General features: G+C 70.4%; 23 protein-coding genes. 9 read left to right on the top strand and 14 right to left on the bottom strand.

The features are described from left to right. Position 1: 1 nt before the first annotated feature. Entirely contained in the window at positions 2-553 is a 552-nt protein-coding gene (locus tag DDV73_RS25500; protein ID WP_109510088.1) for a TetR/AcrR family transcriptional regulator, read from the bottom strand. Between the two features lie 35 nt (positions 554-588). On the opposite strand from DDV73_RS25500, the gene DDV73_RS25495 reads away from it, so the two are divergent. Further along, complete coding sequence (locus DDV73_RS25495; RefSeq protein WP_206051092.1) at positions 589-2,070, top strand: PQQ-binding-like beta-propeller repeat protein; 1,482 nt, start codon at positions 589-591, stop codon at positions 2,068-2,070. Here DDV73_RS25495 and DDV73_RS25490 read toward each other — a convergent pair. From DDV73_RS25490 to DDV73_RS25465, 6 genes are all read right to left on the bottom strand, one after another. Then, the gene (locus DDV73_RS25490) at positions 2,067-2,645 is read right to left on the bottom strand and encodes a hypothetical protein (RefSeq protein WP_109510087.1); all 579 of its coding nucleotides are present in this window, start codon (positions 2,643-2,645) and stop codon (positions 2,067-2,069) included. The genes DDV73_RS25495 and DDV73_RS25490 overlap by 4 nt on opposite strands. 319 nt (positions 2,646-2,964) lie before the next feature. Further along, positions 2,965-4,086 carry a Fic family protein gene (locus DDV73_RS25485; protein WP_154402912.1) on the bottom strand — a complete coding sequence of 374 codons (1,122 nt, stop codon included), beginning with the start codon at positions 4,084-4,086 and terminating at the stop codon, positions 2,965-2,967. A 160-nt stretch (positions 4,087-4,246) separates the two neighbouring features. Beyond that, positions 4,247-5,023, bottom strand: coding sequence for a succinate dehydrogenase/fumarate reductase iron-sulfur subunit (locus tag DDV73_RS25480; protein ID WP_109510085.1), 777 nt, complete (start codon positions 5,021-5,023; stop codon positions 4,247-4,249). Position 5,024: 1 nt separating this feature from the next. Then, on the bottom strand, positions 5,025-6,893 hold the full coding sequence (locus DDV73_RS25475; protein WP_206051091.1) for a fumarate reductase/succinate dehydrogenase flavoprotein subunit: 1,869 nt from the start codon (positions 6,891-6,893) through the stop codon (positions 5,025-5,027). Next, positions 6,894-7,706, bottom strand: coding sequence for a hypothetical protein (locus DDV73_RS25470; RefSeq protein ID WP_109510084.1), 813 nt, complete (start codon positions 7,704-7,706; stop codon positions 6,894-6,896). It abuts the gene before it with no gap. A 106-nt stretch (positions 7,707-7,812) separates the two neighbouring features. Then, the gene (locus DDV73_RS25465) at positions 7,813-8,400 is read right to left on the bottom strand and encodes a TetR/AcrR family transcriptional regulator (RefSeq protein ID WP_161962534.1); all 588 of its coding nucleotides are present in this window, start codon (positions 8,398-8,400) and stop codon (positions 7,813-7,815) included. A 123-nt stretch (positions 8,401-8,523) separates the two neighbouring features. Between DDV73_RS25465 and DDV73_RS25460 the strand changes: the two genes are divergently transcribed. From DDV73_RS25460 to DDV73_RS25445, 4 genes are all read left to right on the top strand, one after another. Next, the gene (locus DDV73_RS25460) at positions 8,524-9,216 is read left to right on the top strand and encodes a hypothetical protein (RefSeq protein WP_109510082.1); all 693 of its coding nucleotides are present in this window, start codon (positions 8,524-8,526) and stop codon (positions 9,214-9,216) included. Positions 9,217-9,475: 259 nt separating this feature from the next. Then, positions 9,476-10,114, top strand: a complete 639-nt coding sequence (locus tag DDV73_RS25455; RefSeq protein ID WP_109510152.1) for an MBL fold metallo-hydrolase — start codon at positions 9,476-9,478, stop codon at positions 10,112-10,114. Next, positions 10,111-12,936: a helix-turn-helix transcriptional regulator gene (locus tag DDV73_RS25450; RefSeq protein WP_109510081.1), complete on the top strand. Its 2,826-nt coding sequence runs from the start codon at positions 10,111-10,113 to the stop codon at positions 12,934-12,936. Before DDV73_RS25455 ends, DDV73_RS25450 begins: the two co-directional genes overlap by 4 nt. 88 nt (positions 12,937-13,024) lie before the next feature. Then, positions 13,025-15,004, top strand: coding sequence for a HelD family protein (locus DDV73_RS25445; RefSeq protein WP_109510080.1), 1,980 nt, complete (start codon positions 13,025-13,027; stop codon positions 15,002-15,004). Between the two features lie 22 nt (positions 15,005-15,026). Here DDV73_RS25445 and DDV73_RS25440 read toward each other — a convergent pair whose 3' ends face one another. The 3 genes from DDV73_RS25440 to egtB form a co-directional block, all read right to left on the bottom strand. Beyond that, a complete protein-coding gene (locus tag DDV73_RS25440) occupies positions 15,027-15,797 on the bottom strand; it encodes a hypothetical protein (protein WP_154402911.1) in 771 nt (256 codons plus the stop codon). 305 nt (positions 15,798-16,102) lie between these two features. After that, a complete protein-coding gene (egtD, locus tag DDV73_RS25430; protein ID WP_109510077.1) occupies positions 16,103-17,083 on the bottom strand; it encodes an L-histidine N(alpha)-methyltransferase in 981 nt (326 codons plus the stop codon). After that, positions 17,080-18,402 carry an ergothioneine biosynthesis protein EgtB gene (egtB, locus tag DDV73_RS25425; protein ID WP_109510076.1) on the bottom strand — a complete coding sequence of 441 codons (1,323 nt, stop codon included), beginning with the start codon at positions 18,400-18,402 and terminating at the stop codon, positions 17,080-17,082. Before egtB ends, egtD begins: the two co-directional genes overlap by 4 nt. 140 nt (positions 18,403-18,542) lie before the next feature. Between egtB and DDV73_RS25420 the strand changes: the two genes are divergently transcribed. From DDV73_RS25420 to DDV73_RS25405, 4 genes are all read left to right on the top strand, one after another. Continuing rightward, positions 18,543-19,742, top strand: a complete 1,200-nt coding sequence (locus DDV73_RS25420; RefSeq protein ID WP_206051090.1) for an aminotransferase class V-fold PLP-dependent enzyme — start codon at positions 18,543-18,545, stop codon at positions 19,740-19,742. A gap of 61 nt (positions 19,743-19,803) precedes the next feature. Further along, on the top strand, positions 19,804-20,517 hold the full coding sequence (locus DDV73_RS25415; protein ID WP_109510075.1) for a succinate dehydrogenase cytochrome b subunit: 714 nt from the start codon (positions 19,804-19,806) through the stop codon (positions 20,515-20,517). Between the two features lie 21 nt (positions 20,518-20,538). Beyond that, entirely contained in the window at positions 20,539-22,557 is a 2,019-nt protein-coding gene (locus DDV73_RS25410; RefSeq protein WP_109510150.1) for a fumarate reductase/succinate dehydrogenase flavoprotein subunit, read from the top strand. After that, positions 22,554-23,297, top strand: a complete 744-nt coding sequence (locus tag DDV73_RS25405; RefSeq protein WP_109510074.1) for a succinate dehydrogenase/fumarate reductase iron-sulfur subunit — start codon at positions 22,554-22,556, stop codon at positions 23,295-23,297. Before DDV73_RS25410 ends, DDV73_RS25405 begins: the two co-directional genes overlap by 4 nt. Before the next feature lie 6 nt (positions 23,298-23,303). Here DDV73_RS25405 and DDV73_RS25400 read toward each other — a convergent pair whose 3' ends face one another. From DDV73_RS25400 to DDV73_RS25385, 4 genes are all read right to left on the bottom strand, one after another. After that, positions 23,304-23,981 carry a hypothetical protein gene (locus DDV73_RS25400; protein WP_154402910.1) on the bottom strand — a complete coding sequence of 226 codons (678 nt, stop codon included), beginning with the start codon at positions 23,979-23,981 and terminating at the stop codon, positions 23,304-23,306. 87 nt (positions 23,982-24,068) lie between these two features. Beyond that, on the bottom strand, positions 24,069-24,737 hold the full coding sequence (locus DDV73_RS25395) for a hypothetical protein (RefSeq protein WP_154402909.1): 669 nt from the start codon (positions 24,735-24,737) through the stop codon (positions 24,069-24,071). Between the two features lie 21 nt (positions 24,738-24,758). Continuing rightward, complete coding sequence (locus DDV73_RS25390; protein ID WP_109510071.1) at positions 24,759-24,998, bottom strand: SCO4848 family membrane protein; 240 nt, start codon at positions 24,996-24,998, stop codon at positions 24,759-24,761. Between the two features lie 62 nt (positions 24,999-25,060). Continuing rightward, positions 25,061-26,128, bottom strand: coding sequence for a YihY/virulence factor BrkB family protein (locus DDV73_RS25385; protein ID WP_109510070.1), 1,068 nt, complete (start codon positions 26,126-26,128; stop codon positions 25,061-25,063). Positions 26,129-26,145 lie beyond the last annotated feature (17 nt).

Below are 26,145 nucleotides of genomic sequence, written 5' to 3'. Positions count from 1 at the left end.
GTCACGAGACCACCGCGCGCACCACTTCGGCGATCGCCGCTTCGGCCTGGTGCGGGTCGCTCTCGCCGAAGACGGTCATCAGGTGCGGCCCGAACACCAGCCAGCCGAACACCACCGACCCCGCCGCGATCGCGGCCGCGCGCCGCTCCTGGTCACCGGTGATCCGCTCGCCGAGCTGGTCGAGGAAGGCGGTGGCGACCGGCATTCGCTCCGCGAGCAGCTCGGGCTCGTCGAGGACGGTGCGCGCCAGGATCCGGAAGTACGCCGGATGCTCACCGAGGATCCGCACCACGTCCGCCGGCGCGACCCCGGGCCGCGCGGCCACGGCCGCCACGGCGGCCGACTCGGTCTCGAGCACCGACCGGACCAGGGCCTGCTTGCTGCCGAAGTGGCGGTGTACCAGCGCGTGGTTGACGCCGGCCCGCTCGGCGATCTGGCGGACCGTCACCTCGCGCGGCCCGCGGTCGGCCAGCAGCTCGACCGCGGCCTGATGGATCGCGGCGGTCACCTGCTCGCGCCCGTGCGGCCGCTCGCTCGTCGTACTCGTCGTCATTGACAGGAGTGTAGTCGCTCGACTACATGTAGTCTGTGGGTTACAAAGCCGGCTTCACCCTTGCCACGGTCGCCGCCGTCCTCGCCTGGGCCAGCGGCGCGCTCGCGACCTGTGCGCTGCCGATCCCGCCCGGTCCCGGAGTGCTGCTGGTCCCCCATTTCGTGGGCGCCGCCGCCGAGCCGCGGCCCGTCGACAGCTACGACGTCCCGCAGCACCCGCACCTGTCCGCCAACGGCACCAGCAACATGCACAACGACCCGTACGCGACCAAGGCGTACGCCGGCCCCGGCCCGCTCGGCCGCGACCCCGAGGTCCGGACCGCGTCGTACGGCATCTCCGAGTGCGCGACTGTCACCTTCGACCGCGCGGGGCGGCTGGTGGCGCTGTGCGGCGACCCGGTCGGGCCGGAGCTGAAGGTGATCGACCCGGACACCCTCGACCAGCTCGCCAGCCACCGGCTCCCTGCCCGGCAGTTCCGGCCCGGGTCCTCACCGCTGTCCGACCTGTGCGGCGGCGCCTACTTCTACCTCGACCAGGCCGACCGGGCCGTGGTGGCCACCACCGACCGGCACATCCGGGTCGTCGCCGAGCAGCCGGGGCCGGAGCTCGTCCCGACCCGCAGCTACGACCTGACCGACGTCGTACCCGAGGACGACTGCCTGATCGCGCTGATGCCGGACTGGGCCGGGCGGATCTGGTTCGTGACCTCGGCCGGCATCGTCGGCAACGTCGACCCGGACTCCGGCACCGCGCGGACGACCACGCTGCCCGGCGAGGGCATCGTCAACTCGCTGTCGACCGACGACACCGGCGGGGTGTACGTCGTCTCCGACCACGCGCTGTACCGCTTCGACGCCGACGGCCCGTCGGGCGCGCCGGCGATCAGCTGGCGCCAGCCCTACGACCGCGGCAGCCGGCAGAAGCCCGGCCAGCTCTCCCAGGGCTCCGGCACCACCCCGACCCTGATCGGCACCGACCTGGTGGCGATCACCGACAACGCCGACCCGCGGATGAATGTCCGGGTCTTCGAGCGCGGCCGGTCCAGCGGCGGCCGGCCGGTCTGCCAGGCAGCCGTCTTCGACGCCGGCACCAGCGCGACCGAGAACTCGATGGTGGCGGTCGGCAACGCGCTGTTCGTCGAGAACAACTACGGGTACGCCGGCCCGCAGTCGACGCTGCTCGGCAAGACCACCGCGCCCGGCATCGCCCGGGTCGACGTCGCGGACGGCGAGTGCCGGGTCGCCTGGACCAACCGGTCCAGCGCACCGACCTCGGTGCCCAAGGCGTCAGCGGCGTCGGGGCTGCTGTACGCCTACACCAAGCCAGCACATCACGCCGGCGTCGACGCGTGGTACCTCACCGCGATCGACCTGCGCACCGGTCGCACCGCGTTCAGCCGGCTGGCCGGCACCGGCCTGCTGTTCAACAACCACTACGCCGCGATCTACCTGGACCCGGCCGGAAGCGCGTACGTCGCCACGCTGGGCGGGCTGGTCAGGGTGCGCGACGGGAACTAGGAGAAGAACACCGACGGCAACAGCTCGGCCGCGGCCGCCAGCGCCTTCTGGTCGTTGTCGAAGACCACGTCGAGGACGACGCTGTCGCCGCCCTTGAAGACGTAGCCCTGCACGCCCGGCCCGGCCTTGCAGACGAACGCGTCGTCACCGGCCTCGACCTCGGTGACCTTGCCCTTGCACTTGCCCCGCGCCGCGGCGGCGTTGCCACCCGTCCCCAGGTTGATGGTGACCGAGCTGTCGGTCATGCCCTCGGTCGGCGTGAACACGCACAGCTCTGGGCTGGCGGTGAGCACGCCCATCGGCCGGCCGAAGACCTTGGTCACCGCGTCGTCGCCGAGCATCGGACAGTCCCCCAGCGGCTCCGGGGGCAGCGTCTCCTCCGGCGTCTTGCTGGTCTTCTTGGTGGGCTTGGGTGTGTCGTCGGTGGTCGGCGAGTCGGATGGGGTCGGCGTGTCCGACTCGGTCGGCGTCTCCGAGGACTCCTCGGCGCGCGGCTCGGGATCGTCGTCGCCCCCACATCCCCCGAGCACGAGTACGGCGGCGGTCAGAGTGGCGATCCAGATGGGCTTCGGCACGGCGTGCAGCCTAACCCGCAGACCCGTGGTTGCTCACCAGACGCCGCGGGCGAGCGGCCCGCGCGTGCGGGCGGTTCGGCCTTGGACGCCTGCGGGCTGCGTCAAGCCGCTTGGCCGCGGCGCGCGCCAACGGCGCGCAACCAACAGCGCTGACCATGCGCGCGACGCGCCGCCGCCGCGCCCGCAGGCGTCCGAGGTCGGACCGCCCGCACCGCACCCACAGCCGCTGGCTGCACGACGGGCCGCCCGCGCACCATCTCGACGACGCTCGCCCACCCGGACGACCGTGTGCCAGCGTCGGCCACCGGTCCGTTCCTCGTCATCGGACCCGGCGGGTGACCTCGGCGGCGTACTCGTCGAGGACCGCGAGCACCTCTGGAGAGCGCCAGAGGGTACGGCGGGGCTTGTGGTGCTGCCGGGCTCGCAGCACCCCCGCCTCGGTGAGCACGGCGAGGTGCCGGTGGGCGTTGGTCTCGCCGACCCCCATCAGCCGGGCAGCAAGGGCCGCGTCGACAACCGGATGGGCGACCAGCTCGTCGAGCAGCCGCCAGGCCGCGGAGTCGGCCCGGAGCGTGAGCCGACCCGACCAGCCGGCCTTGATCTCGTCCAGGCGGCTCCACATCGCCCGGGCATGCTGCACTCCGCGCAGCGAGGAGAGCGCGAACGCCGACACGATCGGCTCCACCGACCCGTCCCGGTAGGCGTCGAGCGCGTCCAGGTAGCCGTCGCGGTCCTGGAGCAGCCCGCCGGACACCGGAATCGTGATGTGGTTGGTAACGCCCTTGGCCCGGAGCAGCGCATGCACGAGTGCGCGGCCGGTGCGGCCGTTGCCGTCGGCGAACGGGTGGATGGTCTCGAACTGGGCGTGCGCGATCGCGGCCTGGACCAGCACCGGCAGGTCGTCGCGGACCATGAATGCGACCAGGTCGTCCAGGCACGGCAGCACGCGTGAGTAGACCGGCGGCACGAACTCCGCGGTGAGCGGCGTACTCCCGGCGCCGCCGATCCACACCGGCTGCCAGCGCAGGCCGACCAGGTGGGGCGCAGCCTCGGCCAGCAGCGTCTTCTGCATCCGCAGGATCGCGTCGACGTCGAGCCGGTCGGCCAGGTCGAGGGCGGCACGCATCGCCTCGCTGTTGGCCGCGATCACCGATGCGTTGCCGCGGCCGGTACCGGTCAGCTCCACCTCAGCGATCGCCCGGGCCGACGCCGTCAGCTCCTCGATCTGCGACGACGACGCGGACTCGCTGCGGAGCAGGATCGCGGCGAACGACCCGACCTCACCCTTGGCCTCGTCGAAGGCCCGCATCTCCGCGACCGCCTCCTCGGCCTGGGCGAGGACCCTTGACGCGACGACCGGGTCGAGCCCGGCGATCTGGGCGGGTACGGCGGCCTGATAGGTCCGCCCGACCGCGGAGCGCTCGGCGCGCGTCGGCCCCACGGCATCGGCTCGTGGTTCCCATACCGCAGGCTCGCTGCCGACCGCAGGCCACATTCGCGCCCCCTCGATGTGATAACGAGACGCGCTTAGATTATCACTTATTCAACTAAGTGATAACTACTTGCTCGGAGCGCGCAGCTAGGGGCCAGAACTGCGCAATTCAGACCTCGGTGCGGCCGTCGTAGTCCTTGGTGCGGATGCCGATCTTGTTGCCGAGCCAGACCAGCGGGTCGAACTTGCGGTCGGCCACGCGCTCCTTCATCGGGATGATCGCGTTGTCGGTGATCTTGATGTGCTCGGGACAGACCTCGGTGCAGCACTTGGTGATGTTGCACATCCCGATGCCCGCCGCCTCCTGCGCGAGCGCCCGCCGGTCGTGGGTGTCGAGCGGGTGCATGTCCAGCTCGGCGTACCGCAGGAAGAACCGAGGCCCAGCAAACGCCGACTTGTTGTCCTCGTGGTCGCGGACGACGTGGCAGGTGTTCTGGCACAGGAAGCACTCGATGCACTTGCGGAACTCCTGGCCCCGCTCCACGTCGATCTGCGCCATCCGGCGCTTGCCGTCGGCGTCGCGCGGCCCGAGCTCGGCGCTCGGCAGCTCCTTGGCCTTCTCGTAGTTGTACGACACGTCGGTCACCAGGTCGCGGATCACCGGGAAGGTGCGCATCGGGGTGACGGTGATCGTCTCGTCCTCGGCGAAGTCCGACAGCCGGCACATGCACATCAGCCGCGGCTTGCCGTTGACCTCGGCGGAGCAGGAGCCGCACTTGCCGGCCTTGCAGTTCCACCGTACGGCGAGATCCCCGGCCTGGGTGCCCTGCACCCGGTGGATCGCGTCCAGGACGACCTCACCCTCGGAGACCTCGACGGGGTAGTCCTTGATCTCGCCGCCGTCCTTGTCGCCGCGCCAGATCCGCAGCTTCAGCTGGTAAGCCATCTCAGCTCTCCTCGAAGTACTTCTTGAGCTCGTCCGGCATCTCCGGCAGTGGCTTCTCGCTCAGCTCCACACCCTCGCCGCTCTCGTTCAGGGTCACGATCAGGTTCTTCTTGCCCCACACCTCGTGGTCGGTCTTGGGGAAGTCGTCCCGGGTGTGGCCGCCGCGCGACTCTTCACGGGCCAGCGCCGCCTTCGCAATCGCCTCGGAGACGATCAGCATGTTCCAGAGGTCGATCGACAGGTGCCAGCCGGGGTTGTACTGCCGGTGCCCCTCGACCACCATCGACCTGGCCCGCTTCTTGAAGGCTTCGATCTCCTGCAACGACTGCTCGAGCTCCTCGCCGTTGCGGATGATGCCGACCAGGTCGTTCATCGACTGCTGCAGGTCGCTCTGGATCGTGTACGGGTTCTCGCCGACCCCCGCCAAAGAATCGGACACAGTGAACGGCGCCAGCGCGTCCACCGAGGCCGCCTTCACGTCGTCCTCGTTGATCGCCGGCCGCGTCTCGCCCAGCGAGTTGGTGTACGCCGTCGCCGCCTCGCCCGCGAGTTTGCCGAAGACCAGCAGGTCGCCGAGCGAGTTGCCGCCGAGGCGGTTGGAGCCGTGCATGCCGCCGGAGCACTCGCCCACGGCGTACAGGCCGGTGACCGCGCTCTCCTGGGTGTCCGGGTCGACCTCGACGCCACCCATCACGTAGTGGCAGGTCGGCCCGATCTCCATCGGCTCGGCGGTGATGTCGACATCGGCCAGCTCCTTGAACTGGTGGTACATCGACGGCAGCCGCTTGCGGATGAACTCCGGCGTACGCCGGGACGCGATGTCGAGGAAGATGCCGCCGTGCGGTGAGCCACGACCGGCCTTGATCTCGGAGTTGATCGCGCGCGCGACCTCGTCACGGGGCAGCAGCTCGGGTGGCCGGCGGTTGTTCTTCTTGTCGTCGTACCACCGGTCGGCCTCCTCGATGGTGTCGGCCGTCTCGGCCTTGAAGAAGTCCGGGATGTAGTCGAACATGAACCGCTTGCCCTCGGAGTTCTTGAGGACGCCGCCGTCGCCGCGCACCGACTCCGTGACCAGCAGGCCCTTCACCGACGGCGGCCAGACCATGCCGGTCGGGTGGAACTGCACGAACTCCATGTTGATCAGGGCCGCGCCCGCACGCAGGGCGAGCGCGTGGCCGTCGCCGGTGTACTCCCAGGAGTTCGAGGTGACCTTGAACGACTTGCCGATGCCGCCGGTCGCGAGGATCACCGACGGCGCTTCGAAGACCACGAACCGGCCGGTCTCGCGCCAGTAGCCGAAGGCGCCGGCCATCTTGTCGCCGTCCTTCAGGAGGTCGGTGACCGTGCACTCCATGTAGACGTCGATGCCGAGCGCGACGGTCCGCTGCTGCAGGGTGCGGATCATCTCCAGGCCGGTGCGGTCGCCGACGTGGGCGAGGCGGGCGTACTTGTGGCCGCCGAAGTCGCGCTGGGAGATCAGCCCGTCGTCGGTGCGGTCGAACAGCGCGCCCCAGTCCTCGAGCTCCTGGACCCGCTCCGGCGCCTCCTGGGCGTGCAGCTGGGCCATCCGCCAGTTGTTGAGCATCTTGCCGCCGCGCATGGTGTCGCGGAAGTGGACCTCCCAGTTGTCCTCCGGCCAGCGGTTGCCCATGGCCGCGGCGATGCCACCCTCGGCCATCACGGTGTGCGCCTTGCCGAGCAGGCTCTTGCAAACCACGGCGGTCTTGGCGCCCGCGTCGTGGGCGGCGATGGCGGCGCGCAGCCCGGCCCCGCCCGCCCCGATCACAACCACGTCGTACTTGTGCCGCTCCAGCCCGCCCTGCTCGTCGCCACTCATCTCGTTACCCGTCATCGGGTGACGGTCGCTCATCTAGAAGAACCTCAGATCATCGATCGTGCCGTTGGCCACCAACATGATGTAGAGGTCGACCAGGGCCACGGAGAACAGGGAGTACCACGCGTACTTGGCGTGATGGGCGTTCTGCTTGGACACCCAGGTCCACATCTTGTAGCGGACCGGGTGTTTGGAGAAGTGCCTGAGCCGGCCGCCGACGGCATGTCGGCACGAGTGGCACGAAACCGTGTAGAGCCAGATCAGGACGACGTTGATCGCCATCAGCACGGTGCCGAGGCCCATATGGCCCCACTCGTGATGCTCGTCGCGGAACGCCAGCACCACGTCGTAGGTGAGTATGGCGGCCACCACGACCGCGGCGTACCAGAACCAGCGGTGCAGGTTCTGCAGGATCAGCGGGAACCGGGTCTCGCCCGAGTAGCCCTTGTGCGGCTCGGCCACCGCGCAGGCCGGCGGGGACAGCCAGAACGCCCGGTAGTAGGCCTTGCGGTAGTAGTAACAGGTCATCCGGAACCCGAGCGGGAAGATCAGGATGAGCAGCGCCGGCGACAGCTGCCACCACGAGAACGGCTGCCCGAAGTCGGACGACCCCTCGGTGCACGAGTCGGTCAAGCACGGCGAGTAGAACGGCGAGAGGTACGGCGACGCGTAGTAGTCAGCGCCGACGAACGCCCGCCAGGTTGCGTAGACGACGAACGCGGAGAACACCAGGAACGTCAGCAGCGGGCTCAGCCACCACCGATCCGTGCGCAGGGTCTTCGCTTCGATCCGGGCCCGGGTCGGACCCCTTACGCCGGTGTCGGTCACCGCCACCTCGTGCACCTCCATGGCTCACCTGTGATCCGGACTGTCGTCCGGGCAATGCAGGGCAGTCTGTCGCCTACATCACAAGAGCGGAAGGGGCCTCGCCGAATTCGCTCGTGGTCATCTGGTCCTACTTGTCGCGGACGCCGACGCCGTCGAAGGCCAGCGCCAGCATCCCCGGCACCTGCTTCGGGCTGATCGGCCGGGTGTGCAGGAACAGCCGGTAGTACAGCGGCGCGTAGAGCAGCTCGACGACGTCGTCGAGGTCGACGTCGGGCCGGAGCTGACCCTCCTTCTGGGCGAGCGCCAGCCGCTCCCGGCAGGCCTGGGCCCGCGGCGCAATGATGCTCTGGAGGAGCGCGGCGGCCAGCTCGGCGTCGTTCTGGGCAGCGGGCAGCAGGCCCTTGGTGTACGGCGCGAACTCATCGCTGACCAGCAGCCGCGCGACCCCGCTCATCTGCTTGGTCAGGTCAGCGACGACGTCGCCGGTCGACGGGAAGTCGGTGACGTCGCCGACGTGCTCGTTGAGCGCCTCGAGGATCACCGCGGCCTTGGACGGCCACCAGCGGTAGATCGTCTGCTTCCCGACCCCGGCCCGGGCGGCGATGCCCTCCATCGTGGTCTTGGGGAACCCGCGCTCCTGGCACAGCTCCATGGCCGCTTCCAGGATCGCGGTGCGGGAGCGCTCGTTGCGGCGGTCGGGGTTCGGCGTACTCATGCACCCCAGGTTACAACAAGACGAGACGGACCGTCTTGACACATTTCGCCAGGCAGGTCTAGCGTCTCGTGACGAGACGATACGTCTCGCTCCGCCACGTAGTTCTGAGTCCAGGAGGGCCCCATGCATGAAGCCTCTATCCGCCGCAACGTCGGCCTGTTCGGGATCGTCGCCAGCGTCATCGTCTTCGCGGTCGTGCCGCTCTACTTCATCTACTCGGGAGCGCCTCCCGACTGGAACATCCTCACCCGCAGTCTGGTCGGGATCACCGGCTGCACGGTGTTCCTGGTGTTCTTCGCCGGGCTGCGCCAGCTCGTCCACCAGGTCGACCCGCCGTCGGACTGGCACGGCAGCGTCCTGCAGATGGCCGGCTCGCTGTGGGTCGCCGTTGTCTACGTCCCACAGTCGATGGAGGTGGGCGCCGCGATCTCCGTGGAACGCGACATCGATACCACCACTGAGGGGCCGTTTGCCGCGGCGCAGTATCTCCTCCAGGGCGGTGTCTCGCGGCTGCTGATGGCGCTGTTCCTGATCACGCTGGCCCTCGTCGTACGCCGCACCGGGATGCTCCCGAGCTGGGTCGCGACCTCGGCGTTCGTGCTCGCGGTGATCAACCTGGCGTTCCTGCCCGCGGTGTTCTTCGGCGACGACGCCGCGGACTTCTACAGCGCGCAGGGCTGGGGCACCACCGCCACCATGGGCGCCCTGTGGAGCCTGTGGGTGCTGGCGCTGAGCATCAGCATCCTGCGCAGCGCGAAGAACGTCTGGCACCTCGAGGCGGCGCCCGCTCCCCGCGAGCCGGCCCACATCGCCTGAGGGCCGACGTGGCCGGGCGGCGGGGCGTGTCCCGGCGTCCCTGGCCGTCGCGGCGCGGCGTCCGGTGCGTGCGATGGCAAGGCGGCGGAGGGAGGCGGGCCGGTGGCCCGTCGACCGACGCCAACGCAGCCAGCGTGCGTGCCGGGCGTCGCGCCGCAGGGCAGGGGCGCCGGGACACGCCCCGAGGGGGCCGCCCGGCCACGAGGCCCTCTCCTGAAACGGCCACGCCGGAGGCCGTCTGATCGATATGATCCGGCGCGTGCGCGAACTCGCTCCCGGGGTGCACCAACTGCTGGGGAAACCGCCCCATTTCGTCAACGCCTATCTCGTGGGCGACGTACTCGTCGACGCCGGTACGCCGGCCTCGCGGCGCCGTATCCTCCGCGACCTCTCGGGCCACAAGGTCTCCGCGCACCTGGTCACCCACGCGCACCCCGACCACTTCGGGTCCAGCGCCGCGGTCTGCGAAGAGCTCGGCGTGCCGCTGTGGACCGGCGCCAAGGACGCCGAGGCGATCGAGACCGCAACGCCGGTGACCGGCCCGGGCCGGATCCCCAAGCTCATGAGCAAGATGCCGATGCCGCCGGCCTGGCAGGTCGGCCGTGGCCTTGCCGAGGGCGACGAAGTCGCCGGCTTCGAGGTGCTGGACACCCCGGGCCACTCCCCCGGCCACATCGCGCTGTGGCGCGAGTCCGACCGGGTGCTGCTGTGCGGCGACGTGTTCATCCGGCTGCCGAAGGTCCGGGAGCCGTGGTCGTTCCTGACCGTGGACATCGCCGAGAACCGCTCCTCGATGCGGCGGCTGGCCGAGCTGCGGCCGGAGCTCGCGCTGTTCGGCCACGGCAAGCCGCTGCGCGATCCGGAGCGCCTGAGTCGCGCCGTACCCTCAGGGTCATGACGGGGACCCTCGAGCGCGAGACCGAGCTCGCGCGGATCGCGGCCGCCCTGGATGCGTCCGCCACCGGGACCGGACAGGTGCTGGTGATCGAGGGCGAGGCCGGGATCGGCAAGACCCGCCTGGTCGAGGAGACCCGGCGGCTGGCGAAGGAGCGCGGCTTCGGCCGGCTGCAGGCCACCGGCGACGAGCTCGAGAGCGCGATGGCGTGGGGCGTGGTCCGGCAGATGGTGGAGCGCTCGATCTCGCGGTACTCGGGAGCCACCCGGGAGGCGATCGTGGCCGGCCCGACCGGCAACGCGCTCTCCGCGCTCGACACGGCGCCGGCCGGTCCGGGCGCCGGCGACGCCGAGGTGGCCCGCACCCTGCACGCGCTGTGGTGGGTCGCGGTCGACCTCTCCTCGACCCGGCCGCTGCTGATCACCGTTGACGACGCGCAGTGGTCCGACCCGCCGTCGCTGGGCTTCCTCAACTACCTCTCGCGCCGGGTGGCCGACCTGCCGATCGCGTTGGTCGTGGCGACCCGGCCGCCGGCGGACCGCACTGGCGCGCTCGCGGAGCTGACCTCGTCGCGCCACGCCGAGCTGCTGCTGCCGCGGCCGCTGACCCGGGCGGCGGTCGAGGCGTTCGGGGCGGACCGCGGTACGCCGCCGCACGAGGCCGTGATCGCGGCGGTCCACCTGGCGTCCGGCGGCAATCCGTTCCTGACCAGCGCCCTGCTCGACGAGCTGGTCGCGACAGGCCATCCGCTCGACGACCCGGCGTCGGCGATCGCCGTACGCGGGCTCGGGCCGACGACGGTCTCCCGCGCCCTGCTGAGCCGCCTCACCCCGGACGCGCTCGCGCTGGCTGGTGCGGCGGCGGTGCTCGGACACGGGCACGGGTACGACGCACTGCTGGCCGGCGAGCTCGTCGAGCTACCGCCCGACCGGCTGCAGGAGGCGCTGGACCGGCTGGTCGCCGACAACGTGCTGATCCGCCAGCGCACCCTGGCCTTCGTCCATCCCGTGATCCGCGAGGCCACGCTGGCGGCGCTGGGGCCGGTCGAGACCGCCCACCTCCATGCCCGGGCCGCCACGACCCTGCACGCCGGGCGGGCTCCGGCGGCCGTGGTCGCCGCCCATCTCGCCTTCGCGCCGGCCGGCAGCCTGGCGGAGGCGGCCGACCTACTCCGTGAGGCCGCGGTCCTCGCGACCGCGGCCGGCGACCATGCCACCGCGGCCCGGCACCTCGAACGGGCCACCGCCGAGCAGCCCGACGACCAGACACTCGCGGCCGAGCTCGGCCGAGCCCAGCTCCGAGCCGGCGACGTACGCCGCGCCCGGCCGATCCTGCGCAGCGCCGCGGTCGAACACGACGATCCGCTCGAACGCGCCCGGCTCCACGGGCAGGCCGCGTCGGCCACCGCCGTACTCGACGGCGGTGCGGCGGCAGTCGCCGAGCTGACCGACCTGCTCGCTGGGATGCCGGCCACCCTCGACCCGCCGCGGCTGGTGCTGGAGGCGCGGCTGGGCGTGATCCGCTCGTTCCTCCCGGAGGAGCGCCGTACCGCCGCCGCCCGGTTGCGGGACTTCGCCCACCTGCCCGGCACCAGCCCCGACGAGCGGACGCTGCTGGCGCTCTCGGCCCAGCGCGGCCGCTATGAGGCCGACCCGCACGACGAGGTGGCCCGGCTCGCGGCTCGGGCGCTGTCGGAGGGCGCGCTCTTCGACGACGCGTCCGGGAGCATCGAGGGCATGGTCGGCTGGGTGGTCGCGGTGATGTCACTGGTCGCCGCCGACGGCGTCGCGATGGCCGGCGCCGAGATCCGCCGGGCCCGGGAGCGGGTGCAGCGGCACGGCTCGCCGGTGGAGTTCGCGATGGTCGCCAACACCGCCCAGTACCTGGCCTGGCGCCTCGGCGACGTCGCCGGCGCCGAGGTGGAGTCCGACAGCGCGCTGGCCGCCGTCGAGCCGGAGGACAACTCCTCCCACGTCGTGGCGCTGCGGGCGACGGCCGCGCACTTCGGCGCGCACGCCGCCCTGGAGCGCGGTGAGGTCGCCCTGGCCCGGCGCTACCTGGACGACTTCGACCGGCGCTGCGGGCAGGCGAGCGCGGTCATCCCGGCGATGTGGCTGCTGGAGGCCAAGGGCCGCACCGCGCTGGCCGAGCAGGACCCGACTGCCGCCCGCGCGGCCGCGCAGCAGCTGCGGAAGGCGACCGAGCAGGCCGGGCTCGACCCCGCGAGCGTGCCGTGGCGATGGAGTGCCGCGCTCGCCGCGCTCCGGCTCGGCGACGAGGACGAGGCGCGCACCCTCGCCGAGGAGCAGGTCGAGCTGGCGCACCGGTGGGGCGCCCCGACCGATGTGGGCGCGGCGCTGCGGCTGCGCGGCATGGTCAGCACCGGTGAGCCGGCCAGCCAGGTCAAGGCCTTCGAGCAGGCCGTGGACTGGCTCGAGATGTCCCCGAGCCGGCTCGACCTCGCGAAGGCGCTGGTCGACCTCGGCGAGTGCTACCGGGTGACCAGGCGGCGGACCGACGCACGCGACGTGCTCGTGCGCGGCGGCGAGCTGGCCGCGGACTGCGGATCCCGGGTGCTGCGGGACCGCGCCGCCGACGCCCTCGAGGCGATCGGCGACCGGCCGCGCCGGACCCTGGCCGTCGGCCCGGACGCGCTGACCGCGAGCGAGCGCCGGGTCGCGGACCTCGCGGTCGGCGGCCGTACCAACCGCGACATCGCCCAGGAGCTCTTCGTCTCCCCGAAGACCGTCGAGAACCACCTCGGCCGGATCTACACCAAGCTCGGGATCGCCGGCCGCCGCGAGCTGGTCGACGCCCTGTCCTGAGCCACCGCGCTCGGAGAAAGGTCGGTGGCTCCTCGGCAGGTGGCTCACGTACTGTCGGCGGGCTCCCCACGCCTTCGGAGGCCTTCGCATGCCCGATCCTGAGCTCACCCACGAGCAGGGCCACCTCGCCGCGTCCCGGCAGGCGCTGGCCCGGATGCGGGCGAAGACGGAGAGCATGGACGCGTCGGCGGCCGGCGACTGGGTGAGCCGGCAGTTCCTGGAGTCGGCGATCTACCGCCGGATGAAGGCGCTCGAGGACGACCCGACCGTGCCGCTGTTCTTCGGCCGCCTCGACTACGCCGCGGGCGAGGACTTCTACGTGGGCCGCCGCCATGTCACCGACGAGCTCGGCGACCCGATGGTGGTTGACTGGCGCGCGCCGATCAGCCTGCCCTTCTACCGGGCACAGGCGAAGGCGCCGATGGGCGTCGCCCGGCGCCGGCGGTTCGGGTTCCAGACCGGGATGCTGACGGCGTACGAGGACGAGCGGCTCGACCGGCCGCGCGACGAGGAGTACAGCCGGATCCTCGAGGAGGAGATCGAGCGTCCGCGCGTCGGCCCGATGCGCGACATCGTCGCCACCATCCAGCCCGAGCAGGACGTGATCGTCCGCGCCGACCTGACGGAGTCGGTGCTCGTGCAGGGCGCACCCGGCACCGGCAAGACCGCCGTCGGCCTGCACCGGGCGGCGTACCTGCTCTACACCCACCGCGACCAGCTCACCCGCCAGGGCGTCCTCGTGGTCGGGCCGAACGCGAGCTTCCTGCGCTACATCGGCGACGTGCTGCCTGCCCTCGGTGAGATCGACGCGCGGCACTCCACGATCGAGGACCTGGTCGCCGAGCGGGCGCCGATCCGCGGCACCGACGATCCGGCGGTGGCCACGCTCAAGGGTGACGCGCGGATGGCCGAGGTGCTGTCGCGGGCGATCTGGGGCTCGGTGCGGCAGCCGAACGAGCCGCTGGTGGTGCCCCGTGGGTCGGCCCGCTGGCGGGTGCCGGCGTACGAGATCGAGGAGATCCTCGCGTCGCAGAAGAGTCGCGGCGTCCGGTACGGCGCCGCGCGGGCGATGCTCGCACAGCGGTTCGCCCACGCCGTACTCGTGAAGATGGAGCTGGCCGGCAACTCTCCTGACGACCGGGTGCAGGATGCGGTGGCGCGCAGCCGCCCGGTGAAGGCGGCGGTCGACGAGGTCTGGCCGCGGGTGTTGCCCGCCCGGATCGTGAAGCAGCTGCTGACCGAGCCGGACTTCCTGGCGACTGCCGCCGACGGGGTGCTGTCCCCGGAGGAGCAGGCTCTCCTGCTGCGCGACCGGCCGAAGCGCTCGCTCGCCGACGCGGTGCTCGTCGACGAGGCGGCCGATCTCGTCGAGCGCACGCCGAGCCTCGGCCACGTCGTCGCCGACGAGGCCCAGGACCTGTCGCCGATGATGCTGCGGGCGGTGGGCAGGCGGTGCTCGACCGGTTCGGCCACCGTGCTCGGAGACCTGGCGCAGGCGACCACGCCGTGGGGTGCCCGCTCGTGGGAGGCGGCGCTGGGCCACCTCGGACTGAGACACCCCGGCAGGGCCGCGCACATCGAGGAGCTCACGCAGGGGTTCCGGGTGCCCGGCGCGGTGATCGAGTACGCCGCGCGGCTGCTGCCCGTGATCGCGCCCGAGCTCCGGCCGCCGACGTCGTTACGACGCACGCGCGGTGAGCTCCGCTTCGAGACCGGGCTCGACCTGACCGGGGCGCTGGCCGAGGAGCGGATCGGGTCGGTCGGGGTGATCGCTCCGGACGCGCTGGTCCCGCGGTTCACGCGGTGGCTGGAGGGCCGACAGATCGCCCACCAGGTCCTCGGCGTCGACGAGCCCGCGCTCGACAAGCAGGTCGACCTGGTGCCGGCGTCGCTCGCCAAGGGCCTGGAGTTCGACCACGTCGTGCTGGTCGAGCCCGCGGACATCGTCGACCAGGAGGCCGACCGGATGACCGGGCTGCGGCGGCTCTACGTGTGTCTCACCCGGGCGGTCACCAGCCTCGTCGTACTCCATGAGCGCGAGCTGCCGCCCGAGCTCGGCGCGTCCTGAGCACCTCGGGTGGTCGAAGTCGTCAGCCGACGGGAGGCGCCGCCTCGAACCAGTTGAGGCCCTCCACGAACTGGAACGTCGACGCTTCGTACTCGGGGCCGAGCAGCCGCCAGTAGGTGTGCACCTGCCAGGACGCCGGCTCGGTCTCGGTCGCCTCGGTCTTGCGGTTGATCTGCATCCGGTAGAGCGTGACCGTCTCGTAGCGGACGGCGGACTGCGTGCTCAGGTAGTCGCCCTGGCCGTGGTCACCGGCGCGGCCCGGGTCGGCGAGCGTGAGCTCGACCTTGCCGCTGCCGAGGTCGCCCTTGGCCGACACGACGGTGACGATGTGGCCGCCGCCGCGGGTCACCGACTTGTCCGCGTTCTGGGTGTAGCGGCCGTACCAGATCTGCACCGGCGCGTGCTGCAGCCGCTTGGCGATCTCGTAGCCGAACTCCGGCGTGGAGTCGGTCGAGATGCCGCCGGTCTCGGCGTGCCAGCCCTGGTTGCGGGCCTGGCTCGTGGCCTTCTTGAACGCCTCGCGAAGCCCGGGCGAGGTGGTGCTGCCGCCCTCGGGCGCCATCCCGGCCGCCCAGCCGAGCCAGCCCAGCCACGCGGTGACCTCGTCCTGGTCATTCGGGTCGTAGGGGTCGTACGTCGTCAGCGGCTGGCCGTTGTCGACGATCTTGCTCTTCAGGCCGCGGTGCTCCTCCAGGTAGTGGAGGACGTTGTAGAGGGAGCCAGGACCGCAGTTGCTGCGTTGCCGTTCTTCGGCAGGTTGACCCGGAACTGGTCGACGTCGGTGACGTCGCACAGCTTGACGTTGTAGCTGGCGCCCGCGGTGTCGCCGACCTCGCTGCAGACGTTGCCGATCACCACGCCGTCGGCGCTGGCCTGGGTGGGGGCCAGGACGCCGGCGGTCAGGGCCGCGGTAGCGGTGAGGATGGCGATCTTCGCGAAGCGGTTCATGGTCTTTCCTTTGCCGTGGGAGGACCCGGCTCCGATGCCGGTGACCTGATGCCTCAAGCCTCTGGCGTACGGCGGGAAAGGGCATGAGGGGTGATCCCTCAACCTGCGGCGTGGGGGTGTCCTGGGGTGCTCCGTTCGCTCAAGCCACCGTCAGACCCGCTCCGCGAGAGTGACGGCGAAGTCGCCATCCGGGTCGGTCCAGAGTTTCCGCACGGCGAGTCCGGCGTCGGCGAGCTCCCTCCGGATGCCGTCGGGCCGGAACTTCGTGGAGATCTCCACCCGGATCTCCTCGCCGCACGCGACGTCGAAAACCACGTCGGCGCCGGGGATCGACACCCGCTGTGGCATCTCAGCCCGTAGCCGGAGGTCCATCCGGTCCATTCGCGGATCCCAGAAGGGCACGTAGGAGAAGGCATCGGTGTCGAAGTCGGCGCCGAGCGACTCGTTGAGCACCTTCAGGCAATTGCCGATGAACGCCTCGGTCACTCGTCCGGGGTCGTCGTACGCCGCGATCAGCCGGTCGCTGCTCTTGACCAGATCCGTGCCGAGCAGCAGCCAGTCGCCCGGCTCCAGGGAGTCGACCAGGGCACCGAGGAAGGCCGCCCGCTCCTCGACGTACAGGTTGCCGATGGTGCCGCCGAGGAACGCCACGACCCGCCGCCCACCGCGCGGCAGGTGGCCGAGGTGGAGCGTGAAGTCACCGACGACGCCCTGCACCTGCAGGCCCGGGTAGGTCTTCGACAGCAACTCGGCGGCCGAGCGAAGCGTGCCCTCGGACACGTCCACCGGAACGAACGTCTCCAGGGTGCCGCCGGCCCATAGCGCGTCGAGCAGCATCCGGGTCTTGTCGCTGGTCCCGCTGCCCAGCTCGACCAGCATCGACGCCCCCGTCAGCTCGGCGATGTCGGCGGCGTGAGCCTGCAGGATCGAACGCTCGCGCTCGGTCGGGTAGTACGCCGGCAGCCGGGTGATCTGGTCGAAGAGGTCTGAGCCGCGGTCGTCGTACAGCCACTTGGGCGGCAGCGTGCGCGGCTGCTGGGAGAGCCCGCGGCGGACGTCGGCGACCAGGCTGGTGGCTGCCCAGTCCGGATCAAGGAGCACCTCGACCTCGGGCTGACGCACCGTGGTCATGCGGCGTCCGTCCCACGTCGGGAGCCGACTCCGCCGTCGGCCAGGCGCACCCCGGAGAGTGCCCAGCGGGCGCCGGGCGGGAAGAAGTTGCGGTACGTCGCCCGCGCGTGGTCGGGCGGCGTCAGCGCGCAGCCGCCGCGCAACACCATCTGGCCGGACATGAACTTGCCGTTGTACTCGCCGATCGCACCGTCAGGCGGATGGAAGCCCGGGTAGGCGTGATAGGCCGAGGAGGTCCACTCCCAACAGTCCCCGAACGCCTGCCGCAGCCGGCCTGCCGCGGCCGGCCCGGCCGCGCGCGGGTGCCAGGTCTCGGTGTCGGCGAGGTTGCCGCCCGCGCCCTCGGCGGGCACACCAGCCCCGTCGATCACGGCGTGCTCCCACTCGGCCTCGCTCGGCAGCCGCTTACCGGCCCAGCTCGCGAACGCCTCCGCCTCGTAGAAGCTGACATGGCTGACCGGGAGGCCGGGATTGACCGGCCAAGTGCCGTTGAGGGTGTGCTCGAACCAGCGGCCGTCGACCTCGGTCCAGTAGAACGGCGCCCGCCAGCCCTCCGCGTTGACCTTCGCCCAGCCGTCGGAGAGCCAGAACTCGTGACGTCGGTAGCCGCCGTCGGCCATGAACTCCAGCCACTCGCCGTTGGTCACCAGCCGGTCGGCCAGTCGGTACGGCTCCAGCCACACCTGGTGGCGGGGCAGCTCGTTGTCGAAGCAGAAGCCGTCCCCCTCGTAGCCAAGCTCCACCAGGCCGCCCTCGACGTCCACCCAGCCGAGCTGGTCGGACTCGGCCGGCTCGCCGGGCCGCCCGGCATACACCGGGCGCATCGGGTTCAGCGACAGCACGTGCTTGATGTCCATCAGCAGCAGCTCCTGGTGCTGCTGCTCGTGGTGGAAGCCGAGCTCGATGGTGGGCAGCAGCTTGTCTAGGGTGCCGCCGTCGAGCGCGGCGACCAGGTCGCGGAACCGCTCGTCGACGTTGGCGCGGTAGCTCCCCACCTCGGCCACACCCGGCCGGCTGACCAGGCCGCGGTCGGGACGCGAGTACCGCGGCCCGACGGTCTCGTAGTAGCTGTTGAACAGAAACGGGTAGTGCTCATCGAACGGCTTGTGGCCTGGTTCGTGATCGGCCAGCACGAACGTCTCGAAGAACCAGGTGACGTGGGCGCGGTGCCACTTGGTGGGCGAGACGTCGGGCATGGACTGCACGGTCTGGTCCTCCGGCGACAGTGGCGCCGCCAGGGTCTCGGTGTGGGCTCGGACCTCGTCGTACCGCTGGATCAGCGTCTCGCCGTCCCAGCCTGAACCCCCCTGCGAACTCATCGAGCCAGCCTCCTCGGCGCGCTCCGCGCGGGGCACCCTGCCCGGTCGCGACAACACGGCCTCGAGCCTAGGGAGCACCACCGACAGTTCTGAGGTGTTCACGGCCGACGTCATCAACCGGTAAGGATCCGTTCGGCAGGATGTCCGGTGTGATCGACGTCGATGCGGAGCGCGCCCGGACTCCGGGCTGCCTCGACCACGTCTTCCTGGACAGTGCGGGCTCCTCGCTGCCGCCTCGGAGCGTGGTCGACGAGATGGTGGCTCATCTGCGGCGGGAGGCCGAGGTCGGCGGCTACCGCGCCGCCGCCGAGCGGTCCGCCGATCTCGCCGCGCTCCCCGCCCTGGTCGGCCGCCTGCTCGGCGCCGAGCCGGAGACGATCGCCCTCACCGACAGCGCGACCCGGGCCTGGAACCAGTTCATGACCGCACTCCCGTGGCGCGAGGGCGACCGGGTGCTGATCTCTGGTACCGAGTACGCCAGCAACGCGATCGCACTGCTACAGCGGGTCCGCGCGGATGGCGTCTCGGTCGAGGTCGTGCCGTCCGACCCGCTCGGGCGGATCGACCTCGAGGCGCTCGAGCGCGCCCTCGACGAGCGGGTGCGGCTGGTGTCGGTCGTGCACGTGCCGACCAACCGCGGCCTGGTCAACCCGGTGCGCGAGGTCGTGGATCTTGCACACCGAACGGGAGCCCTGGTGCTGCTCGATGCCTGCCAGTCGATCGGTCAGCTCGCCATCGACGTTGCCGACCTCGGCGTCGATGGGCTCTCGGCGACCGGCCGCAAATGGCTGCGCGGCCCCCGCGGGACCGGCGTCCTCTACGTGGCGCCACACCTGCTCGACTCCCTCGAGCCGCTCGCCGCCGACATGCGTGGCGGTACCTGGTCCGGCGAGACGGCGTACTCACTCCGGCCGGATGCCGCGCGCTTCGAGCTCTGGGAGTACGACGTCGCGGCCCGGCTGGGGCTCGGTGCCGCGGTCGCGCACCTCCTCGATCTCGGGGTCGCGGCCGTCGAGAGCGCGGTCCGGGCGCGGGCCGCTGGGCTGCGCGACCGGCTGCGCGGGCTTCCCGGGCTGGTGATCCACGACGTACCCGAGAGCGACGGCCCGGGCGGGATCGTCGCCTTCACCCTCGCTGGAGTCGAGGCCCCGGAGGCCAAGGCGCGGCTGGCCGACGCCGGCGTCACCGTGAGCGTCAGCCACCGCGAGTCCACGAGGCTGGACATGGCCGCCCGCGGGCTGGCCGGGCTGGTCCGCGCCTCGCCGCACTACTTCAACTCCGACGCCGACCTGGACACCGCCGCCGACGCGGTACGACGCAGCGGTGTGACGAGCCGGTAACAGGGGATATCTCACAGTCCTGATGGCGCCCGCGCGTCTCGGGCAGCGATACGGTTCCTTTGTGGCAACCCCGACTCTCGTCAAAGGCAGCCGGTCCACGCGATCCACGATCGCGCTGAAGCTCCTGATGGCCGTCACCGGCCTGATCTTCATCGGCTACGTGCTTCTGCACATGTACGGCAACCTCAAGGCGTTCTCCGGGCACGACGCGTTCAACGAGTACGCCCACCACCTGCGGACCTTCGGGGAGCCGATGCTCCCCCACGAAGGGCTGCTGTGGATCATCCGCGTGGTGCTCCTGGTCTCGGTCATCCTGCACGTCTACGCCGCGGTGATGCTGTGGCGGCGGGCGCAGAAGGCCCGGACCGTGAAGTACGTCGTGAAGAAGCACACCGGCGCGATCTTCGCGAGCCGGCTGATGCGCTGGGGCGGCGTGACGCTGCTGCTGTTCGTGATCTGGCACCTGCTGAACTTCACCGTCGGCAAGGTCAACGTGAAGACCGGCGAGACCGGCGACGCGGCGGGCGACCCCTTCAACCTGCTGGTGGACAGCTTCGACACCTGGTGGCTGACGCTGATCTACCTGGTCGCGATGGCGATGCTCGGCGCCCACCTGCACCACGGCATCTGGAGCGCGGCACAGACCCTCGGCTTCGCCGGGAACGCGCAGGCCCGCTGGTTCTGGCGCAAGGTCGCGTTCACGACCGCGCTGGTGATCACGGTGGGCTTCGCGCTCGTGCCGGTCTCCGTCCTCGTCGGCATCATCGAGAAGTAAGGGCCCTCCATGACCAACGACATGCCCGACACCACGCTGGCCGCGGACCCCTCCCCCGACGCTCCCGGTGACGCGACCGACGACGCGGTCGGCTACTACACGCCCGGCGACCCGATCCGCGACACCAAGGCCCCGGAGGGCCCGATCGCGGAGCGCTGGCAGACCCGCAAGTTCGAGGCCCGGCTGGTCAACCCGGCGAACCGCCGCAAGCTGTCGGTGATCATCGTCGGCACCGGCCTGGCCGGCGCCTCCGCCGCCGCGACGCTCGGCGAGGCCGGCTACGAGGTCAAGTCCTTCTGCTACCAGGACTCCCCGCGCCGCGCCCACTCGATCGCCGCCCAGGGCGGCATCAACGCGGCCAAGAACTACAAGGAGGACGGCGACTCGGTCCACCGTCTCTTCTACGACACCGTCAAGGGCGGCGACTACCGCTCGCGGGAGTCCAACGTCTACCGGCTGGCCGAGGTGTCGACCAACATCATCGACCAGTGCGTCGCTCAGGGTGTGCCCTTCGCCCGCGAGTACGGCGGCCTGCTCGACAACCGCTCCTTCGGCGGCGTCCAGGTCTCCCGGACCTTCTACGCCCGTGGCCAGACCGGCCAGCAGCTGCTGATCGGCGCCTACCAGGCGCTGGAGCGGCAGGTCGCGGCCGGCACCGTCACGACGTACACGCGCCACGAGATGCTGGAGCTGATCGTTGTCGACGGCAAGGCGCGCGGCATCATCGCCCGCGATATGGTCACCGGCGAGGTCCAGACCCATCTCGCCGACGTCGTGGTCCTCGCGAGCGGCGGCTACGGCAACGTCTTCTACCTGTCGACCAATGCGATGGGCTGCAACGTCACCGCCACCTGGCGGGCGCACCGCAAGGGCGCCTATATGGCCAACCCGTGCTACACCCAGATCCACCCGACCTGCATCCCGGTGTCCGGCTCGCACCAGTCGAAGCTGACGCTGATGAGCGAGTCACTGCGCAACGACGGCCGGATCTGGGTGCCGAAGAAGAAGGCCGACTGCGCCAAGGACCCGCGGGAGATCCCCGAGGAGGACCGCGACTACTACCTGGAGCGGATCTACCCGTCCTTCGGTAACCTGGTCCCCCGCGACATCGCCTCGCGCGCCGCGAAGTACCAGTGCGACGACGGCCGCGGCGTCGGCCCCGAGGTCGACGGCGTACGGCGTGGTGTCTACCTCGACTTCGCCGACGCGATCGCCCGGCTCGGCCGGGACGCGGTCGAGGAGAAGTACGGCAACCTCTTCGACATGTACGCCCGGATCACCGGCGAGGACCCGTACAGCTTGCCGATGCGGATCTACCCGGCCGTGCACTACGTGATGGGCGGTCTCTGGGTCGACTACGACCTGCAGTCCACGATCCCCGGGCTGTTCGTGACCGGCGAGGCGAACTTCTCCGACCACGGTGCCAACCGGCTCGGCGCGTCCGCGCTGATGCAGGGGCTGGCCGACGGCTACTTCGTGCTCCCGCACACCATCCGCGACTACCTCGCCGACGGGCCGTTCGAGAAGTTGGCGGCCGACCACCCCGCCGTACTCGAGGCCGAGCAGTCGGTGAAGTCGCGGATCGACCACTTCATGACCGTCGGCGGCAGCCGGTCGGTGGACAGCTACCACCGCGAGCTCGGCCACATCATGTGGGAGTACTGCGGGATGGAGCGCTCCGAGGACGGCCTGAAGAAAGCCATCGACCTGATCCGCACCCTCAAGGACGACTTCTACCGCAACGTCAAGGTGCTCGGCACCGCGGACTCGCTGAACCAGTCGCTGGAGAAGGCCGGCCGGGTCGCCGACTTCTTCGAGCTCGGCGAGCTGATGTGCATCGACGCGCTCAACAGGCGCGAGTCCTGCGGCGGCCACTTCCGGGCCGAGTCGCAGACCGAGGACGGCGAGGCGCTGCGCCACGACGACCAGTTCGCGTACGTCGCGGCGTGGGAGTTCGGCGGGGACGACGAGCAGCCGATCCTGCACAAAGAAGACCTGGTCTACACCGCCATCGAGATGAAGCAGCGGAGTTACAAGTGAAGCTCACCCTCAACATCTGGCGGCAGGCCAGCGAGGCCGACAAGGGTGCGATGCACACCTACGACCTCGACAACGTCTCGCCGGACATGTCGTTCCTCGAGATGCTCGACGTCCTCAACGAGGAGCTGAACGCCAGCGGCGAGGAGCCGATCGCGTTCGACTCCGACTGCCGCGAGGGCATCTGTGGCATGTGCGGGCTGATGATCAACGGCGAGCCGCACGGCCCCGAGGTCACCACCACCTGCCAGCTGCACATGCGCTCGTTCAAGGACGGCGACGAGATCACCATCGAGCCGTGGCGCTCCTCGGCGTTCCCGGTGGTCAAGGACCTCTGCGTCGACCGCTCGTCGTTCGACCGGATCATCCAGCAGGGCGGCTACATCTCGGTCAACACCGGCTCGGCCCCCGAGGCGCACTCGATCCAGGTCCCGAAGGAAGCCGCCGACCGCGCCTTCGACGTCGCCACCTGCATCGGCTGCGGCGCCTGCGTCGCCGCCTGCCCCAACGGCTCGGCCTCGCTGTTCATGGGCGCCAAGATCACCCACCTCGGCGAGCTGCCGCAGGGCCAGGCCGAGCGCGACACCCGCGTGGTCAACATGGTCGGCCAGCACGACCACGAGGGCTTCGGCGGCTGCACCAACATCGGCGAGTGCACCGCTGCCTGCCCCAAGGAGATCCCGCTCGACGTGATCTCCCAGCTCAACCGGGACCTACGTATGGCGATGAAGCACGGTCACTAGCTGCTGCTAGCCCGCAGGCGGCTGCATCACGTCGTCCGGCTCCTCGGCCTCGACGTTCTCGTTGTAGTCGGTGAAGGTGAACGAGCCGGGCTCATCACCGCCCTTGCCCTCCATCTTGAGGACGTGGTGGTCGCCGTCGGTGGCGATGGAGACGATGGTGGTCTCCTTTTCGTCCTTGGAGATCAGCTCGATCGCGTCCTCGCCGTCGACCTCGGTGGTGTCGCCCTTCGTCACCTCGCGGTCCTCGTCCACGTCCTCGAACTCCTCGAGGAACTTGTCGAGGTTGCAGAAGTTGTCGGTCTGCTCGACGGGCTGCTCGATCCACTTGTCGGCCATCAGGGCGACCTGGGCGGGGTCTGTCTGGCCGGTCGAGGTCAGGAGTGCTTCGTCGGCCTTGAAGAAGGACTTCTCGCCCTTGACCACGATGAAGTCGGCGGTGCCGCCGGACCGCTTGAGCGTCCCTACGCAGTCGCCGTCTTCGTCCATCGAGAACTTCAGCTCGGACTCGCCGCCGTCCTGATCGATCGTTCCGGCCATGGTGAACGCCGAGACGTCCTTCATGTCCTCGATGGTGGCGTCCTTGATCTCGTCGGCGGACTTGTCCGCGAACGAGCTGCAGCCCGTCATCAGCATCGCCGTGGCTAGGGTGGCCAAGCCGGCCATCACGCGCCTGGACGTTGTCATCGTTGCTCCTGCTGCTCGTCTGTGGTGGGTCCGGATCTGCGAAGTCTCACACACCGGTTCTGGTGGGGTGGTTTCGGCAAGCCGCGGCTACGGCTTGGGGAGCTCGAAGACGTCATCCGGCTCCTCGGCTGCGACGTCCTCGTCGTAGTCGCTGAGCAGCATCGATCCCGGCTCGTCGCCGCCCTTGTTCGCGACCTTCAAGATGTAGTGCTTGCCGTCGACGGCGACCCATACGGTCGTGGTGCCGCCGTGGTCCTTCTTGTCGACGAGCGCGATCGTCTCATGGCCGTCGATCTCTGCCGGGTCGCCCTTCTCGGCGTCCACCTGCTCGCCGTCGTCCTCCGCGAACTCGTCGAGGAAGCCGTCGAGGTCGCAGAAGCTCTTGGTCTTGGCGACGTCGTGCTCGACCCACCGGTTGGCGAGCAGGTCGACCATCTCGTCGTTGTCGGACGTCGCCTGCCGGAGGTAGGACTCGTTCGCCTTGAGGAAGGCCTTGTCGCCCTTCACGACGATGAAGTCGGCCGCTCCGCCACCCTCCGGCCGCATCGTCACCAGACAGTCGCCCTCGTCGTCCATCGAGGCACGCACGTCGATGCCGTTGAGCGTGCCCTCCATGGTGAGTGCGGTCGCGTCCTGCATGTCCTTGCGGACAGCCGCCTCGATCTCGTCCGCGGACTTGTCCGCGAAGGAGCTACAGCCCGCCAGTGCGAGCGTGGCCACGGCACACGTGGCACCCGCGACCCATGGTGCGGTCATCTGTCGTTCCAAACTGTGTTGTCAGCCCTCGGCCGGCGCTCGGCGAGTCTCGCGGAGCGCGCGCCACCCTAGCGCGCCAAGCACCCCCGCGATCAGGAAATTGACGACAATTAGGACAGTATGTGCGATCCAGTAGCCGGCGGCCCGGTCCTCGCCGTCCTGGGCGGCCTGGATCAGGTTCATTGCGAGGTTACCGAAGGTGATCACGTTCCAGACCGCGACGGCGAGCAGCAGATAGGCGTGCTTGCGTTCGAACCTCACGAGGCGACACTCTCGCACACGGTGACTAGACCACTAACGTGGGCGCGATGAAGATCCCGATCTCAACGACGCGTTGAAACTCGTCGCCTGAGTAGGGCGATCACCGCGACCGCGGCCGCGCCGCCGGCCGCGAACGCCTTCGCGAGGGCGCCGGTGCTGGCCGCGCCAGTCGCTGCGCCTGGGGTCTTCCGGAGGTCGACCCGGTTCCGGGCAGCCTTTGCCGCGGCGGCCGCCTCCTCCTTCTCCCGCAGCTCCCGAGCACTCTCGCTTGTGTGACTCCAGGCCGCGGCGTACATGACGACCCGGGAGAAGTAGTAGATCCAGACCACCAGGATCAGCGCGATGCCGAAGGCCTGGAAGGCCGGCTGGTGCTTGGTGGAGGCCAGCAGGTAGCGCGAGAGCTGCTTGAGGATCTCGAAGCCGACCGCGCCGAGCAGGGCGCCGGACCAGAGCGCGCGCTTGGGGGTGTGCGGCTTGGCGAGCAGCCGGAACAGGGCGAAGAACAGCAGCATGTTCGCGCCGAGGCCGACCAGCACGCTGACCGCGTTCAGCAGTGGTGACAGCTCGCGGCCGAGGCCGACCAGCTCGAGGATGTCCTTCGAGAAGCCAGTGACCACGCCGGACACCGCGACGCTGACGATCAGGGTAACGCCGATCATGGCGAGCGAGATCAGGTCGCGGAGCTTGCCGGCGAACGGGTTGGGCTGCTCGCGCTGCGGCAGCTCGAACATCACCAACAGCGCGTCGCGCATGCTCGACAGCCAGCCGAGGCCCGAGTAGAGAACGACCACCAGGCCGACGCTGGCGATGCCCGGCGCCGCGTCCTGGATGTCGGCGAGCTTGATCTGGCCCGGGTCGTTGCCGACCATGCCCGGCAGCACCTCGTTGATGGCGTCGACCAGGTCCTGCTCGGCCTCCGGGTAGATCCGCGCGACGTACCCGATCACCGCGAAGGCGAGGGCCAGGATCGGGAAAAAGGAGAGGAAGCCGAAGTAGGTCACCGCTCCGGCCTGCAGGTTGCCCTTGACCGCGGAGTAGTGCCGGACGGTGCGGACCAGGTGGTCGAGGAACGGGCTGCGCGCCCGGGCCGACGTCAGTCCCGAGTTGAGTCGATCCTTGAGCGAAGGCACTGCCCTACAGACACACC

Source organism: Nocardioides speluncae (genome assembly GCF_003121585.1).
Classification (GTDB): Bacteria; Actinomycetota; Actinomycetes; order Propionibacteriales; family Nocardioidaceae; genus Nocardioides; species Nocardioides speluncae.
The sequence above is the reverse complement of the archived record's forward strand: the minus strand, read 5'-3'. Positions and strand labels throughout refer to the sequence as shown.

Excerpts from the sequence above, each read along its gene's own strand:
- DDV73_RS25500 (WP_109510088.1), bottom strand. The coding sequence starts at position 553 with ATGACGACGAGTACGACGAGCGAGCGGCCGCACGGGCGCGAGCAGGTG.
- DDV73_RS25480 (WP_109510085.1), bottom strand. The coding sequence starts at position 5,023 with ATGGCTTACCAGCTGAAGCTGCGGATCTGGCGCGGCGACAAGGACGGC.
- DDV73_RS25475 (WP_206051091.1), bottom strand. The coding sequence starts at position 6,893 with ATGAGCGACCGTCACCCGATGACGGGTAACGAGATGAGTGGCGACGAG.
- DDV73_RS25470 (WP_109510084.1), bottom strand. The coding sequence starts at position 7,706 with ATGGAGGTGCACGAGGTGGCGGTGACCGACACCGGCGTAAGGGGTCCG.
- DDV73_RS25465 (WP_161962534.1), bottom strand. The coding sequence starts at position 8,400 with ATGAGTACGCCGAACCCCGACCGCCGCAACGAGCGCTCCCGCACCGCG.
- DDV73_RS25460 (WP_109510082.1), top strand. The coding sequence starts at position 8,524 with ATGCATGAAGCCTCTATCCGCCGCAACGTCGGCCTGTTCGGGATCGTC.
- DDV73_RS25450 (WP_109510081.1), top strand. The coding sequence starts at position 10,111 with ATGACGGGGACCCTCGAGCGCGAGACCGAGCTCGCGCGGATCGCGGCC.
- DDV73_RS25445 (WP_109510080.1), top strand. The coding sequence starts at position 13,025 with ATGCCCGATCCTGAGCTCACCCACGAGCAGGGCCACCTCGCCGCGTCC.
- egtD (WP_109510077.1), bottom strand. The coding sequence starts at position 17,083 with ATGACCACGGTGCGTCAGCCCGAGGTCGAGGTGCTCCTTGATCCGGAC.
- egtB (WP_109510076.1), bottom strand. The coding sequence starts at position 18,402 with ATGAGTTCGCAGGGGGGTTCAGGCTGGGACGGCGAGACGCTGATCCAG.
- DDV73_RS25420 (WP_206051090.1), top strand. The coding sequence starts at position 18,543 with ATGTCCGGTGTGATCGACGTCGATGCGGAGCGCGCCCGGACTCCGGGC.
- DDV73_RS25410 (WP_109510150.1), top strand. The coding sequence starts at position 20,539 with ATGCCCGACACCACGCTGGCCGCGGACCCCTCCCCCGACGCTCCCGGT.
- DDV73_RS25400 (WP_154402910.1), bottom strand. The coding sequence starts at position 23,981 with ATGACAACGTCCAGGCGCGTGATGGCCGGCTTGGCCACCCTAGCCACG.
- DDV73_RS25395 (WP_154402909.1), bottom strand. The coding sequence starts at position 24,737 with ATGACCGCACCATGGGTCGCGGGTGCCACGTGTGCCGTGGCCACGCTC.